Here is a 15,661-nt window from a genome sequence, read left to right as displayed (position 1 = left end):
AATTTTTTCAGTTGAAGATCTTCTCAGATTTGCAGAAATATCAGTCAGAAAAACCCTTGGCACTTTCCCTCGGGATGTTCGACGGTGTGCATCTCGGTCACAAAAGCATCATCGACGAACTGATCACAATTGCAGACGAAAAAAATCTTTCTGCCGCCATTCTGACCTTCTGGCCGCATCCACGCTTTGTTTTTAATCCTGACGAAGATTTAAAGCTTCTCAACACACTGTACGAAAAGCAGGAATTGATCGACAAATACGCCATCGATTTTCTTTTTCTACAGGAGTTTGATGAAGATTTCAGAAATCTTACCGGAGAAGAATTTGTCCGTGAGATTCTCGTTAAAAAATTAAACGTCAAATATCTGATTGTCGGTTACGACCATGTTTTCGGTAAAAACAAGAGTGGAAATTTCGAACTTCTTCAGAAGCTTTCTTCAGAACTTGGTTTTGAAGTTGAACAGATGGAAGCCATTAACATTCACGAAAATAATATCAGCTCTACAAAAATCAGGAAAGCACTTTTGGAAGGCAACATTCAATTGGCTAACGAAATGCTCGGTTATGCTTACTCAGTACGCGGAAAAGTGGTTCACGGCAAAAAAATCGGTCGTACGATCGGATATCCGACGGCTAATATAGAGACCGAATCTCTGAAACTTCTTCCAAAAAAAGGTGCGTACATCGTCGAAGTTTTTGTTAAAAATAAATTTCACAAAGGAATGCTAAGCATTGGGACAAATCCAACGGTGAACGGCGAAAAACTTTCTGTAGAAGTATATATTTTAAATTTTAAGGAAGATATTTATGATGAAAATATTACGGTAAAATTCCGCGATTTTCTTCATGAAGAAATTAAATTTGAAGGCCTTGAAAAGCTCATTGAAAAACTTGACGAGGATAAAATGCTGACTGAGAATTTTAAATTTTAATTAAAATTTTTATACAAAAATAATCTGTAACAAATCATCGATTTTAGCAAACAAAATTCCGCTGCTAATAAAAGACAGCAAAATTTTAAATCTTTTATTTTTCTTCAACAAGACTTTCCTTCCTCTTAAATCGTTGTAATGTTCGGTAAGAATTGTTTTTAATCCCAAAACGAGAATTAAAACAATGATGATGATCAGTATTATTTTAATCTTTTCAGTTTTTTATAATCGTCCATGTTCCTGAGGCATTTCCCTGTTTCCAGACTCCGGTTTTTGTCTGCAGATTTCCGTTTAGAATAAATCCTGAACTTGCTGACTGCACAGAATTCAGAACGCCGCTTTCGCCTACTCTTCCATACAAAGTATCAAAACTGTTTCCTACAGGGCGACTCACTTCCACACTTCCAGACTTGTACACGGTCAGCTGAAAAGTGCTCACTTCGCTGTTATTGGTGTATGTGCCAGACCATTTGCCCTGAAAAGGCGAAGTGTAGTTTTCAGACTCATTTCTGTAACGGTTCTGCTCTATAATTCTTTCACATGAAACTGCCATTGCAAAAAGAAAACATAGTAAAAACCGGCAAATTATTCTCGAGAACATACGATTAAATTTTCACAAAGAAAAAGAATTATAAAAAGTGACGAAACATAAACCTTAAAAATTTTGATAAATATTTTATATTAAACTATTTACCCTCAATCTCTTCCCTCACCTTTTTCGTCAGCGATCTGAAAACCAACTCATAAGAATGATCAATCATTTTTAAAATTAAATCTTTTTTTAAACCTTCGAGCAAAACAGAATTCCAGTGGGTTTTATTCATGTGAAAAGCACCTTCGATCTGGGAATGTTTCTCGCGAAGTTCCAGACTCCATTCGGGATCGGTTTTCACGGCGATGCTCAGTGGCTGTTTATCCAGAGACATCAGCAAAAACATCTTTAAACCGACTTTCATCACCAGCGTTTCCTGGTCAAAAGGAAAAGTTTCGGTTACGCCTTTCTTTGCAAGACAATATTCTAAAATTTCGTTGGCATCCATTTCGCAGCAATTTTATAAGTCTAAACTTTTACCTAAGTTTTAAATGACCTTATCAAAAATATAAATTTCAATTTAAATAAAATGAAAGCTTTAATTATCGGAGCGACCGGCGCCACAGGAAAAGATCTCGTAAGTCAGCTTTTAGAAGACGCAGAATTTACCGAAGTTCATGTCTTTGTGCGAAAACCTGTACAAAATTCACATCATAAACTGAACGTACATTTGATCGATTTCGAAAAAACTGAAACCTGGAAAAATCTGGTAAAGGGCGATGTTGCTTTTTCCTGTCTCGGAACGACGCTGAAAGATGCCGGAAGCAAAGAAGCGCAATACAGGGTCGATCACGATTATCAGCTGGATTTTGCGAAGGCTGCGAAAGAAAACGGCGTTGAAGATTATATTTTGGTTTCTTCTTACGGCGCAGATCCTAATTCGAAGATCTTTTATTCGCGGATGAAAGGCGAACTCGAAACTAACGTAAAAAATCTCCATTTTGAAAAAATCACCATCTTAAAACCCGGAATGCTCGAGCGTAGAAATTCTAAAAGAACAGGTGAAGTTTTAGGAAGCCGCATTTTGAAATTTGCCAATAAAATAGGTTTGTTTGAGAGTCAGAAACCTTTGCCCACCTGTATTTTAGCAAAAGCAATGATTAACGCTGCAAAGATAAAAAGCAACGGATATTCGAGCATAAAACTCGGAAATATTTTCGCTTTTGCTGAAAAAACAGATCATTGAAATCAAACATTTATAAATAAAAACTCCGCTAAGATTACTCTAAGCGGAGTTTTTATGTGACATAAAATTATTTCAAATGTTTTGTAATAGAATCTGATGTCGGCTTTGTTGTACTTACATAAGAATCGATAAGTTTTCCATTTTCGTCAATTAAAAACTTTGTGAAATTCCAAAGAATCGTCGTGTTTTTCACACCGTTTTCACTTTTTTCTGTTAGATACTTAAAAATCGGTGCAGTATCGTCACCTTTCACAGAAACTTTAGACGCTAAAGGAAAAGTTACACCATAATTTTTCTGACAAAAAGCGCCGATTTCAGCGTTCGATCCCGGCTCCTGTCCGCCAAAATTATTAGCAGGAAATCCTACTACCACAAGTTTGTCTTTATATTCTTTCGAAAGTTTTTCAAGATCTGCATATTGTGGCGTAAACCCACACTCTGACGCTGTGTTTACAATTAAGATTTTTTTTCCTTTGTAATCTGCAAAATTAATTTCTTTACCTTCTTCCAACGCAGGAACTTTGAAGTCGTAGATTGATTTCGTCATGGCTTTTTTACTTTTTTCGGTTGTCGATCCTGTTTTTTTCTGTGCACAGCTGTTGAAAAACGCTGCGAAAGAAAGCATAACGATGAACATTTTTTTCATAATGAATATTTTTAAAATTTAAATGTGTTGTCGGGAAACACTTTATTTACCTCAATTTTATTGATCAAAATAACGTAATCTCCGTCCTTTTTCGGGCTCGCTGCCTCGATGCGGAAAGGCATTTGCAAATTCCCTACCTTTTTGTAATCGCTGTACAGCAAAGTTTCATCTTTTTTTATTTCTTTGATCAGCATATACGTTTTCGTATCAAAAAAATAATAGTTTTTGTTAACGTTCTTAGTCAGCTCAACCTTGTGGCAGTACAGATTCCCGATTTTTTCTTTGCCTAAATATTTTGCTTCAAAACCTTTGTTTTCCCAATCAATAAAATCGTTATCAAAACTTTCAGAAATATATTCCGGGTAAACCTGAAGTTTGTTGGTGGCATAATTCATCGCGTAACCTTTTTTGCCGTCGTAGCCTTCAATAGCTGTTTCTTTATTGGCAATGGTAAGAACGGTTTTGGTAAGATTGGGGCGCTGTTGAAATATTTTTACAGGATATTCATCATTCACTCCCAAAATCACTTTCCCCTGAAGCATCACCGAATTCAGAAGTTTCCAGTTGGTCAAACCACCCGAAAGTTCGATATTTGTATCAATAATTTCTTTAGCCGTCTGCGAAAAAAGAAGATGCGAAAAACACATCGCAAAAATCATCAGTAGTCTCTTCATTAAATCTTATTTTTCTGGTCTAATATTATTTATTCGCCAATCAACTGTCTTGCTTTATCCAAATCTTCCGGCGTATCAATTCCTACTCCTACAAAATAGGTTTCAATCATCTTAATTTTCATGCCGTATTCAAGATAGCGGATGCACTCAATTTTTTCTGAAATCTCAAGCGGTTTCATTTCCAGCTGAGAAAATTTCAGCAAAGCATCTTTCCTGAAAGCATACACACCTATGTGTTTATAATAATCAATATTTGCCGAATTTTCCCGATGATAAGGAATGACCGAGCGGCTGAAATACAACGCAAAATCCTGATTATCCGTAATCACTTTTACGTTATTCGGGTTTTTTATTTCCTCCTTTTCATTCAGCTTAATTTTCAGTGAAGCGAGAGAAATTTCTTTTTTAGAATCTTCTTTAAAAGCCAAGATCAACTGCTGTAGCGGTTCAAGTTTTAAAAACGGTTCGTCGCCCTGCACATTGATCACGATGTCGCAGGCAATGTTTTTTACCGCTTCTGCAATTCTGTCGCTTCCCGTTTCGTGCTGGCCGGTCATTACTGCTTTACCGCCGTTTTCAGCAATTTCATTAAAGATAATTTCAGAATCGGTCGCCACAAAAACTTCATCGAAAAGATGTGTTTCCACGACATTTTGATACGTTGTGGTAATCACCGTTTTGTCGCCCAGCATCTGCATCAGTTTTCCGGGAAAACGGCTGGCTTCATATCTTGCAGGAATTACGGCTATGATTTTCACTATACTTATTATTTTAGTTTGCTCAACGCCTGTTCAAGTTTAGGCATCATATTTTTAATCTCATCGACCGGCAATCCGCCGACTGATGCTCGGAACCAAGGCTCAGATTTGTCTTCGCCGAAAGCCGAAAATGGTACAAGCGCCACGCCCGCTTCATTAATCAGGTAAAAAACGAGATCTGATGAAGTTATAATTTTTTCGCCGTCAGGTTTTGTTTTTCCAATGTAATCGAGTTTTATGGTCAAATACATCGCACCCATCGGCTCTATGCTGTCCACCGACAAACCGTTGTTCTTCAAATCCTGAATTCCCTGATGAAGAACTTTCAAGCTTTCTTCCAATTTATGTTTAAAATCATTCACAAAAGAATTTACATTTTCAGGATCTGCATAAAATTTAGCGGTTGCTTCCTGCTCTGGTTTTGGTGCCCAGGCTCCGACGTGCGTGAGAAGCGCTTTCATTTTATCCATGATATGTGTGGGACCAAATCCCCAACCGACACGAACTCCCGTTGCCGCAAGACATTTTGAAATTCCGTCGATATAAACGGTGAATTCTTTCATTTCAGGATAAAGCGAAACCGGATCTACATGCACATTTCCAAACGTAAGATTAGAATAAATCTGGTCATACATCAGATACAAAGGCTTTTTATCTTCGCTTCGGCCTTTGTTTTCTTCCAAAATAATTTCGCAGATTTCCCGAAGCTGAGTTTCTGTAAACATCGTTCCCGTCGGATTTAAAGGTGAACAAAGTGATAGCATTACAGCGTCTTTCAAATGAGGTTTGATCTGCTCTGCCGTCGGAAGAAAATTATTTTCCGGAGTAGTTTTAATTTCAACCGCATCTGCTGAAGTCAGGTAACAATAATGGTTGTTATTCCAAGAAGGAATCGGGTAAATTACTTTATCGCCGGCATCTACAATTGTTTTATAAACAGCATAAATAAGGGGTCGCGAACCGGCAGTCACCAAAATGTCATTCGCAGAATAATCCAAATTCCAGCGGGATTTTAAATCTTCAGAAACGGCATTCCGCAGAGTAGCCAGACCATTTGCCGGCGGATAATTGGTTAAATTATTTTGATATGCCAACTCAATTTCCTCTTTCAGTTTTTCAGGAATCGGATACAGATTTGAATCTAAATCTCCAATAGTTAAATTGGCAATCTGAGCACCTTTCGCCTTCAGATCATTCACTTCATTTCCTATTTTTACAATTTCCGAACCGATAAGATTGGCTGCTAATTTTGAAACTTTCACTTTTTTACTTTAAATAGATTTATCAATACTTTTCAGTTTCCAGAAAATTCAATTTTCAGAATTTTTTCTTCATTTTTAATGTTATCCCAGCTCAAGATCTCTGCGCACGGCTTCAATTTTCTGCTCCAGTTTTGCCAGCGTCGGCTCAAAATCTTCTTTTGAACTCAACTGAGTTTTGACTGAGACGTAAAATTTAATCTTCGGCTCTGTACCTGAAGGTCTTACGCAAACTTTCGTTCCATCTGCGGTATAGTAAATCAATACGTTAGATTTAGGAATATCATCCATCACCGCTTTTCTGTTTTCGGCAACGATGAAGTTGGTCTGTTCTTTAAAATCTTTCACTTCAGCTACAGACGATCCTGCGATCTCTTTTGGCGGATTTTCACGGAAGCGCTTCATCATATTTTCGATTTCTACGGCACCTTCGCGGCCTTTCCTCACGATATTAATCAAACCTTCGTAGTACATTCCGGTTTCCTGATAAATTTCGATCAGATATTCGTACATCGTTTTGCCGTTTGCTTTGCACCATGCAGCGATTTCACAAGCCAAAACGATGCTTCCGCAAGAATCTTTATCGCGTACAAAATCTCCGGTCATGAAACCGAAACTTTCTTCGCCACCGCAGACAAATTTTTCTTCACCTTCAAAATCACGGATCATTTTTCCGATCCATTTAAAGCCGGTAAGCCCCACTTTGCAGTCAACATCGAATTTCTGAGCAATATCAAAGAAAATATCAGACGTCACAATTGTAGAACCGATGAATTCTTTTCCGGTTATTTTTCCCTGTTTTTTCCACTGCTCAAGAATATAATACGTGAGAATCGTATTGCATTGGTTTCCGTTTAAAAGCTGAATTTCTCCGGCAAGATTTCTTACCGCAATTCCCAATCTGTCACCGTCAGGATCTGTTCCGATGACGATATCTGCGTTGGTAATTTTAGCTAAATCCATTGCCATTTCTAGCGCTGCAGGCTCTTCCGGATTGGGCGATGCCACGGTAGGGAAATTTCCGCTCGGGATCATCTGCTCTTTTACCAAATCGATTTTTTTGAATCCTGCTTTTTCCAAAGCTTTGGGAACCGTCGCATACGTGGTACCGTGAATTGATGTAAAAACAATATTTAAATTACCTTTTCCGACATCCAGATAAGTAGAATTTGCGATACATGCATCGATATAAACATCATCCTGCTCGTCGCCAATCCATTCAATTAAATCATCATTTCCACTGAATTTAATTTCATCAAATTTCACAGAATACACTTCTCTGATAATCGCTTCATCATGTGGCGGAACGATCTGTGCACCGTCGTTCCAGTAGACTTTATAACCGTTGTACTCCGGTGGATTGTGAGAAGCAGTCAAAACGATTCCACCATGACACTTTTTGTCGCGCACCGTGAAAGAAAGTTCAGGTGTTGGGCGGTGATTTTTAAAAAGTAAAACTTTGATGCCGTTTGCCGTAAAAACATCAGCAACAATTTTCCCGAATTCTTTTGAATTATTTCTCACGTCGTATGCAATCGCCACGCTGATCTGCTCATCCGGAAACTGCGAAATCATATAATTTGCAAGACCTTGCGTCGCCTGGCCAAGTGTATATTTATTAAGACGGTTTGTACCAACGCCCATTACGCCGCGCATTCCGCCGGTACCAAATTCTAAAGGACGGTAAAAAGAATCTTCAAGATCCGGCGAATTGCTTTCTATTAAAAGTTGCACGGCATCTCTAGTTTCTTTGTCAAAAGATTCTTGAAGCCACAGTTTGGCCTTTTCTAAAGTGGACAGTTCCAGCATATGAATATTGTGTTTGTTTATTTGAAATTATTGAAGTTTTTTATTCTCAACGCGCGTCGTTTTTTCAGCTTTGAAAGCCCGAATCGGATCGTTGTAATAAATCAGTTTTGCCGTGTTTTTCACCGATCCTTTGAGGGAATCTTTTACATTTACTTCTGCGTAATTTCCGTTTACCGATTCTATTTTCAGGTCTTGAATTTTCCAGTATGGCGCGATGAGACTTGCAGTGTCTGAGATTTTAATGAAAGCATCTTTCGTTTCGCCCAGAAAATTCGCACGGCTGCTGTTTCGCATTTCCACTTCTGCTCTACGCGTGTTCAGCGAACCCATGAAAGTCGCAGTATTCTGAAGATTCAGTTTAAAATTATCTGTTGTAATCTCGCTCGAAATATTCATCTCTACAGAATCTGAAAGCGAAATTTTCTCAAGATTGTATTTGGAATAAATCGTAACATTGTAGAAATCGACACCTTTAGTTTTTCTTTTTTCGGAGATGGAAAGTGTTTTGTCATCGACTTCAATATCCAGATTATCAGCGATATTCGGATACGTTTCCACTTCTACAAAATTCTTATCGCCACGAGCGTAGAACACACGGAATTTCCCCTGAAGATCAAGATTAACAAACTGATCGACAGGAATTTCTTTCTTTTCTAAATTTCCTTCAGGCAGAACTTTTCCGCATGAAATGAACAATGCAAAAGCGGAAAAAACGAAGAGAATATTTTTTTTAAAATTCATTTAAACAATTCATTTAACGTAAAATAAATAAATGGCGAGATAATTAAAAAGTCTACTGTCAGTAACGCAAATGACAGTTTAAATTTTCTGTTGCCAATTACTTTTTTTTCATAATAAAAATTAAAAATCATTAGTAAAAATAGAAACAGAAACCAAACAATTTCATGCAGAAAAGCTTTGATGAACGATTCCCATCTTCTGAAAGCCCTTTCAATAACTACTGCAAATAATAAAGGGAAGAGTATATTTCCTAAAACCAAAATTGAAGAAAATAGCCACTTCTTTCCCATTAATTTATATTATCTCGTCGATATTATAATTTTTGTGTTCTCTGTTCGTTCGGATGATCATTTCACCTAAAAATCCGGCGACAAAAAGCAAAGTTCCCATCAGCATCATCGTCAGTGCAATAAAAAACCACGGATTATTGGTAATTAAATGACCATAAATTCCACGAGCGACATCAATTAATTTTGAAATTCCGAGCCAGAAAGCTGAGAGAAAACCAACGATAAACATCAGCGTTCCTACCGCACCGAAAAAGTGCATCGGTCTGCCGCCAAAACGGCTAACAAACCAAAGCGTCACCAAATCTAAAAATCCGCGGATAAACCTTTCTGTTCCGAATTTTGAAACACCGTAAGGTCGCGCCATGTGCGGAACTTCTTTCTCTGTAATTCGCCGGAAACCCGCATTGGCAGCCAAAACCGGAATATAGCGGTGCATATCGCCATACACATCAATCGATTTTACCACCTGTTTTTTGTAGGCTTTCAAACCGCAGTTAAAATCGTGAAGATGAACTCCCGAGACTTTTCTCGCCGCGGCGTTGAAGAGTTTTGACGGAATATTTTTGGTCATTACATTATCAAAACGCTTCTTTTTCCAGCCAGAAACGATGTCGTAATTTTCCTCTGTTATCATTTTATAAAGCTCCGGTATTTCTTCCGGAAAATCCTGAAGATCGGCGTCCATTGTGATAATTACATCGCCATTCGTCCGCTCAAAGGCGGCATGCAAAGCCTGCGATTTGCCGTAATTTCTGGAAAATTTAATGCCTTTAATCTGCGGATGCTGCACTTTCAGATTTTCTATAATGCTCCACGAGAGATCGGTACTTCCGTCGTCTATAAACCAGACTTCGTACGAAAGTGAATTGGCGGTGCAGACATCATCAATCCGCGTATATAGCTCCTCCAGAGATTCTTCTTCGTTGAGCAACGGGATTACTATCGATAAATTCATGTCAAAGTTTAATAAAATTATTGATGCACACTTCTTGTGCGGAAGAATGCACCGAAAAATAAAGACAAAACTAAGTAAAATATAAGAATTGCGGCAAAATATCCTGAAAAATGACTGGCCGTCAGCATATCTTTATCTTTAATTTTATCGGGGGCGAAACTTTGTTTTCTTTCCTGATATTTTTTCTCAAGATCGGCAATATCTTCAGGCTCTTTCAGCATTCTCTTCGCTTTAGAATATTCGCTGTCGAGCTCGGTGCGCTGTCTGTTGACGTACTGATAGTTAAGTAGCTTTTTAGCATCCTTATCTACAAAGTTTAAAAACAGAAAAATACTGACAATAGAAAAAATTCCGCCGATAAACATCGGGACAAATGCTTTCTGAAATGCTTCTTTAAATTTTACGGTTTGGTTTTTATTCCAGAACATTTTCACAGACCAAAATGCTGCGCCTGCGTAAAGAATCGGTAAGATGAACGCGTTGGCTTTAAGAGAAGTTTCAAAATATTCTACACCGGAGAAAAAAAAGTATACGGTAAAGAAAATCAGCATGGTAGCGGCGAAAAGCAGCATTCCTAATGTAAAAGGGCTTTTTGTCATGATTGAGTTGGTAAAAAAATTCTTTAGAAAAAAGAGCGCTCGCAGTCAGATTATTAGCTTCATGAAAGGCTCAAAATACTATTTTTTTTATAATTAAATTTTCAATTTTAGTTTTAATTCCTATATTTGCAACGGCAAGTCCTACACAACCAGCTCCTAAAAACCCTCCAGGGTGGGAACGCAGCAAAGGTAATTGGTCGTAGCGGTGTGATGTAGGTAGCTTGCCATTTTTTATTTTTTAAAATGTAAGAGATTAAGCAGATTTTTATAAATTACTTAATCTCTTATTTTTTTGTTTAAATTTCAAAAGATTCGCCTGCTTTAGGTAAAACCAATTCAATATTTTTTACTGCAAAATGATTTTTCGCTTCTTCATGATCGATTGCGATCGCAGGGAAAGTATCAAAATGACAACCAATCACCTTCTTCGTTTTTAATAATTCTGAAGCTGCAAAAGCTGCCTTTCTCGCGCACATTGTGTAATGCCCGCCAATCGGAAGAATACTTACATCTAAATCTCCATACAGTGCCGGAAAAATCTGCATATCTGCCATCACGCCTGTATCTCCCGCCAGATAAACGTTTTTTCCTTCAGGAAGTCTGAAAACATAACCGACTGGCACGCCGCCGTAAGATCCATCAGGGAACGAACTTGTATGATGCGCAGGAACCATAGAAATTTTGAGATCATCGACTTTTGCCGAACCACCAAGATTGACATCGTCTTTATTTTTTGCTTTTTTAAAATACGCACAGATTTCTGGTTGCCCGATTAATGTGGCCTCAGGATGATTTTCCAAAACATCATCTACATCTGCAATATGATCTTCGTGTGCGTGCGTGAGCAGAATATAATCGATTTTCTGCGACTTAATATCAAATTTAGACTCTGCAGCCTGCATTTTGTAAAACGGGTCGCAAAGAATTGTTTTGTCTTTGTAAGTGAACAGAAAACAGTTCTGTCCAAGAAATTGTACTTTCATAATATTTATTTTTTTGGTTTTAATAATTAATACTTCTGTCAACTTTTACCGACATTCCACCGTTGTAATAATAAATTAGGTATAATATGTAAAAGATATTCAGGATTTGAAATATGACGGTAATACGATATGGTTTACTTTTCTGTTTTAAAACTGAGATTGAAAAAATCAAATCAGCGATTAAAATTATTCCTAAAATTATTGGCACGATGCTGATTTCAGATAAATACAAATCTTCAAAAATCAGTTCTTTTGCTAAAATAACAAAGTAACCAACTGCAAATGCAACAGAGATCCAGGGAATAATTTTGGAAAACTTAAAGTATTTCATTCAAAATAATCAGCTGAAAAAATTTAGGCCAACGACAGTCAAAACTGCAATCATTAAAGTTAAAATTCCGACCTGTCGCAGGAACGGATCGAGCTCGCGCGGCTCTTTTACCGACATTATTTTTCTTCGGAGTTTTGCCATCGGAATCAGCAGAATCATGACAATAAAAACATAATATTTCTGCATCGAGACGAAGTTATTTACGCCAAGAAAAATTAAAATTAAAATTAAAGGAAACTGCAAAAGCGTAATCTGGTAAAGCATTGCTTTTCGGAAACCAAGTCTCAGCGCCAGACTTCTCTTCCCGGAAAGCCGGTCAGATTCTATATCGCGCATATTGTTTAGGTTAAGAACAGCAACACTCATCATTCCAATCGCGGATGCAGGAAGCAAAATATCCCAGTCGAAGCTTTTGGTAAAAAGAAAATAACTACCGCAAACCGACACCAAACCGAAGAAAGCAAATACGAAAATGTCGCCTAAACCCATATATCCGTACGGTTTTTTCCCGATTGTGTAGCCAATCGCGGCCAGAATACTCGCAACTCCCAAGCCAACAAAAATGAAAAATTCTTTGGTGTAATCTGGGATAAAAGCGAGATATAAAAGTGCAAATGTGGCCGCCAAAGATAAAAAGGCAAACAGGATCACCGCATTTTTCATTTGTTTTTCGGTAATTCTTCCGGAAGCCACAGCGCGTTTTTCAGCTTCGTCCAAGCGTTTAAGATCGGTACCTTTCACACCATCACCATAATCATTTGCATAATTTGAAAGAATCTGATATAATAATGTGACCAGCAAAGCAAGGACAAAAATCTTCCAGTCCCAGAATTTTCCGTCTTCCGAAAGTCGCCATTTGGCAAGAAAAGATCCCATGATGATTCCGCTCAGAGAAAGCGGTAAAGTGCGCAGCCTCGCGGCTTTTATCCAGTCTGACATATCAGTTTAAATATCTTTTGAAGTTTCAATTTTGAAAAGGGCAAAATTCATCAGTTTTTTCACTTTAAAAAAATCGAGCGCAGACAAACCATAGTTTCCTGCAGAGGTGTAAAAGGTGATTTTGCCGAGATTTGTTTTCCGTTGCCAAAAATACTGAGAAATTTTCACAGTCTGCAATTTCTCAATCTCAAAAGTATGCGTATCGACATCCCAAAGTCCAGATTTTTTTTCGATGAAACGCTCTCCTACTTTCATTGTCAGTTTTTTAAACATTCCGAAAAGTATCGCTTCAGCAAAAATTAATATCAGAATAAATGCTAAAATATTTTCTTTAATAAATTCAGAAAAAAGATAAATCGCAAAAACGGATGGAAAAACAACGAAAATTACGGTATTTAATAAAAGCCAACGGATGTTCGGTTTTAAAATTTCGGTAAAAACAGGTTTTTCTTTCCAGAGCGAAACGAGAATTTGATTTTTCATTTCGTCTGAAATACCGGGAATTTTCGCTGATTTTTTCTCATGTTCATTGCTGCCGATCTGCAACAGTTTTAGAGAAGAGATTTTTAATTTTTTCTGCAGCCAATTTTGCGTTTCGGCTACAACCTGAACTTTTCTTTTGTTGACAATAAAATTCTTGGTACTGAAAAGTCCGTGCTCAAGAGAAAAGCTCCGTTTGTTTTCAACAATTTTAAAACCAAAATACTGAATGATGTTCCGAACCGAATTTACCGTAATTCCAATGATAAATAAAATAATAACAGCAACGGCAACTGCGACCAAAGAGTATTTCAGAATGTCTTCGCGGAAATCTCCGTAATCAAAACGGTCGGCATAATCGCTTTCACGTAAAAAGTTTTCAAGCTTTGAAATGACGTAAATAATGACACTCAGAAAAGCAAAAAAGCTTTGAATATAATTGGCTGTAAAACCGTATCTCAGAAGATTAAAAAACGGGATTTTTTCATTTAACAAATCAAATCTCTCCGCTGGAATATTCTCTTCTGAAATGCCAACTATTTTACTTTCTGTTAAATACAATTTTAAATCGAGCGCATTTTGCCTGCTCAAAGCAGGAATGACAACTTCTTTTTCACTACTTCCGGGGCTGTCGATTTCGAGTTTAAAAATGTTGAAAATACGGTGGGTAAAAGGCTGTGAAATTATGACTTCCTGTACTTTATCGGTTTTAATCCGGGTGACCGATTTATTAAAAATTCCTTTTTTAATGATAAATTCATCCGTTTCATCATCAATCTGATACGTAAAATTATAATATCTTAAAAATGCGGAAACCAACAACAAAACAAAACCTAAAATCACCGCAGTTGCGACAAAAAGCAGATTGAATTTATCTTTCTTAAGCCAGAGAAAAACCAGAAAAAACCACGAGTTTTTGATAACGTCTGCAGCGTTGTAAAGAAAAAGCAGCACAATTCCGATTTTCGACTGCCGCTGCGGACTGAAAAACGAATTATTCTTGTTCAACAGCTGCGTTTTTAGTTTGGGAAACTTTTTGTCCGATAAATTGATTGATGAGCTCTGCTTCGATTTCCGGCAAGCCTTTAATGGTAATATCGCCGCCGTGGCTTCCGGCTGTAAAAACTGAAACCGATTTTAATTTTAGAATTTTCGAAAGCCAGCCCTGCTCTACTTTGATGTGCTGAATCCGGTTGAAAGGAATGATGATGATGCTTCGCTTGATCAAACCTTGCTGGTACATCAAATCGTGTCCGCGCACGGCATATTTCCGGAATTTAAAACCGAGAATTATGTTTATTAAAGAAAATACAAAGATTACCGATAGTGTTGCAATGACTGACCATTTCAATTCATCGGGCAAAACATCTCTTGTCAGGAAAATTCCAGACAAAACGGCACCAAGAAAAATCACAAACAATATGGAAAGATTAAAAAGCAGAATTTTCAAATAGTCTTTGGAAACCGGCTGCAGCTCTACTGATTCGAAATCGGGAGTTTCAAAATCGAAAATCTGGCTGTTGTGAAAGTTTTTTTCTATCATTTAAGAAATCCATTGATCTTTACCGAAATCGGGCTTCCTTTTTTCAAGAAAAGCATTTCTGCCTTCTTTTGCTTCTTCAGTCATGTAGGCGAGTCGTGTTGCTTCGCCTGCAAAAATCTGCTGTCCAACCATTCCGTCATCGGTAAGATTCATCGCAAATTTCAGCATTCTGATCGACGTTGGAGATTTTGCCAGAATTTCCTGTGCCCATTCGTAGGCTGTATCTTCGAGCTCAGCGTGAGGAATTACGGCATTTACCATTCCCATTTCGAGCGCTTCCTGCGCAGAATAATTTCGGCCCAAAAAGAAAATTTCCCTTGCTTTTTTCTGTCCGACCATTTTAGCTAAATAAGCCGAACCGTAACCGCCGTCGAAACTTGTTACATCAGCATCAGTCTGTTTAAAAATTGCGTGTTCTTTGCTGGCCAGCGTCAGATCACAAACCACATGAAGCGAGTGACCGCCGCCCACGGCCCAACCCGGAACTACGGCAATAACGGCTTTCGGCATGAACCGGATGAGACGCTGCACTTCTAGAATATTCAAACGGTGTCTGCCGTCATCGCCTACGTAACCCTGATGGCCACGAACTTTCTGATCGCCGCCGCTGCAAAATGCCCAGCCACCATCTTTCTCACTCGGACCTTCACCGGAAAGCAAAACAACGCCAATTGATGAATCTTCATATGCATCGTAAAAGGCATCGTAGAGCTCAGACGTTGTTTTCGGTCTGAATGCGTTGCGCACTTCTGGTCTGTTGAAGGCGATTCTTGCAACGCCGTTGCACTTTTTGTAGGTGATATCTTCGTATTCTTTTGCCGTTTTCCAGTCGATCATTTTATGAGTAATTTTTCTCAAATATACGGATTTGCCTTAAAAATTTAAGAGCGAATGGAAGCTAATTTTCCTAAAATGTTTTGTCTTAAATTTAATTTTTAACCGTA

General features: G+C 37.9%; 17 protein-coding genes and 1 other RNA gene. 3 read left to right on the top strand and 15 right to left on the bottom strand.

Translation table 11 applies throughout. The features are described from left to right. Positions 1-11: 11 nt before the first annotated feature. Positions 12-932, top strand: coding sequence for a bifunctional riboflavin kinase/FAD synthetase (locus ASG01_RS01600; RefSeq protein WP_055858955.1), 921 nt, complete (start codon positions 12-14; stop codon positions 930-932). A gap of 214 nt (positions 933-1,146) precedes the next feature. On the opposite strand, the gene ASG01_RS01595 is transcribed toward ASG01_RS01600, so the two are convergent. Together ASG01_RS01595 and ASG01_RS01590 are read right to left on the bottom strand one after the other, a co-directional pair. After that, positions 1,147-1,533 carry a hypothetical protein gene (locus ASG01_RS01595; protein WP_131725312.1) on the bottom strand — a complete coding sequence of 129 codons (387 nt, stop codon included), beginning with the start codon at positions 1,531-1,533 and terminating at the stop codon, positions 1,147-1,149. 85 nt (positions 1,534-1,618) lie between these two features. Continuing rightward, on the bottom strand, positions 1,619-1,972 hold the full coding sequence (locus tag ASG01_RS01590) for an MmcQ/YjbR family DNA-binding protein (protein ID WP_055858949.1): 354 nt from the start codon (positions 1,970-1,972) through the stop codon (positions 1,619-1,621). An 81-nt stretch (positions 1,973-2,053) separates the two neighbouring features. On the opposite strand from ASG01_RS01590, the gene ASG01_RS01585 reads away from it, so the two are divergent. Beyond that, positions 2,054-2,710, top strand: a complete 657-nt coding sequence (locus ASG01_RS01585) for an NAD(P)H-binding protein (protein WP_055858945.1) — start codon at positions 2,054-2,056, stop codon at positions 2,708-2,710. A gap of 67 nt (positions 2,711-2,777) precedes the next feature. On the opposite strand, the gene ASG01_RS01580 is transcribed toward ASG01_RS01585, so the two are convergent. The 8 genes from ASG01_RS01580 to ASG01_RS01540 form a co-directional block, all read right to left on the bottom strand. Further along, entirely contained in the window at positions 2,778-3,356 is a 579-nt protein-coding gene (locus ASG01_RS01580; protein WP_055858941.1) for a glutathione peroxidase, read from the bottom strand. Between the two features lie 11 nt (positions 3,357-3,367). Next, entirely contained in the window at positions 3,368-4,030 is a 663-nt protein-coding gene (locus tag ASG01_RS01575) for a hypothetical protein (protein ID WP_055858937.1), read from the bottom strand. A 29-nt stretch (positions 4,031-4,059) separates the two neighbouring features. Then, positions 4,060-4,788 (bottom strand): 3-deoxy-manno-octulosonate cytidylyltransferase, encoded by a 729-nt coding sequence (gene kdsB, locus ASG01_RS01570; protein ID WP_055858933.1) that lies wholly within the window; start codon positions 4,786-4,788, stop codon positions 4,060-4,062. 8 nt (positions 4,789-4,796) lie between these two features. Beyond that, on the bottom strand, positions 4,797-6,050 hold the full coding sequence (locus tag ASG01_RS01565; RefSeq protein ID WP_055858930.1) for a pyridoxal phosphate-dependent aminotransferase: 1,254 nt from the start codon (positions 6,048-6,050) through the stop codon (positions 4,797-4,799). A gap of 81 nt (positions 6,051-6,131) precedes the next feature. After that, positions 6,132-7,847 (bottom strand): phospho-sugar mutase, encoded by a 1,716-nt coding sequence (locus tag ASG01_RS01560; protein ID WP_055862029.1) that lies wholly within the window; start codon positions 7,845-7,847, stop codon positions 6,132-6,134. 36 nt (positions 7,848-7,883) lie between these two features. Next, entirely contained in the window at positions 7,884-8,597 is a 714-nt protein-coding gene (locus ASG01_RS01555; RefSeq protein WP_055858926.1) for a head GIN domain-containing protein, read from the bottom strand. A 294-nt stretch (positions 8,598-8,891) separates the two neighbouring features. Next, a complete protein-coding gene (locus ASG01_RS01545) occupies positions 8,892-9,842 on the bottom strand; it encodes a glycosyltransferase family 2 protein (protein ID WP_055858919.1) in 951 nt (316 codons plus the stop codon). A gap of 17 nt (positions 9,843-9,859) precedes the next feature. Further along, complete coding sequence (locus ASG01_RS01540) at positions 9,860-10,441, bottom strand: DUF4199 domain-containing protein (RefSeq protein WP_055858916.1); 582 nt, start codon at positions 10,439-10,441, stop codon at positions 9,860-9,862. Positions 10,442-10,573: 132 nt separating this feature from the next. Between ASG01_RS01540 and ffs the strand changes: the two genes are divergently transcribed. Further along, positions 10,574-10,671: signal recognition particle sRNA small type (ffs, locus tag ASG01_RS15650), an RNA gene on the top strand. Between the two features lie 66 nt (positions 10,672-10,737). Here the strand turns inward: ffs and ASG01_RS01535 are convergent. The 5 genes from ASG01_RS01535 to ASG01_RS01510 all read right to left on the bottom strand — a co-directional run bounded on the left by ASG01_RS01535 (position 10,738) and on the right by ASG01_RS01510 (position 15,554). Beyond that, on the bottom strand, positions 10,738-11,424 hold the full coding sequence (locus ASG01_RS01535) for a metal-dependent hydrolase (RefSeq protein WP_055862026.1): 687 nt from the start codon (positions 11,422-11,424) through the stop codon (positions 10,738-10,740). Positions 11,425-11,764: 340 nt separating this feature from the next. After that, a complete protein-coding gene (menA, locus tag ASG01_RS01525) occupies positions 11,765-12,694 on the bottom strand; it encodes a 1,4-dihydroxy-2-naphthoate octaprenyltransferase (protein ID WP_055858910.1) in 930 nt (309 codons plus the stop codon). A gap of 6 nt (positions 12,695-12,700) precedes the next feature. Further along, positions 12,701-14,182 (bottom strand): PH domain-containing protein, encoded by a 1,482-nt coding sequence (locus ASG01_RS01520; protein WP_055858907.1) that lies wholly within the window; start codon positions 14,180-14,182, stop codon positions 12,701-12,703. After that, entirely contained in the window at positions 14,169-14,717 is a 549-nt protein-coding gene (locus ASG01_RS01515) for a PH domain-containing protein (protein WP_055858903.1), read from the bottom strand. Before ASG01_RS01515 ends, ASG01_RS01520 begins: the two co-directional genes overlap by 14 nt. After that, positions 14,718-15,554 carry a 1,4-dihydroxy-2-naphthoyl-CoA synthase gene (locus ASG01_RS01510; RefSeq protein ID WP_055858900.1) on the bottom strand — a complete coding sequence of 279 codons (837 nt, stop codon included), beginning with the start codon at positions 15,552-15,554 and terminating at the stop codon, positions 14,718-14,720. It lies immediately after the preceding gene. Between the last annotated feature and the right edge of the window lie 107 nt (positions 15,555-15,661).

Origin of the sequence: Chryseobacterium sp. Leaf180, assembly GCF_001424585.1 — a bacterium.
Classification (GTDB): domain Bacteria; phylum Bacteroidota; class Bacteroidia; order Flavobacteriales; family Weeksellaceae; genus Chryseobacterium.
The sequence above is the reverse complement of the archived record's forward strand: the minus strand, read 5'-3'. Positions and strand labels throughout refer to the sequence as shown.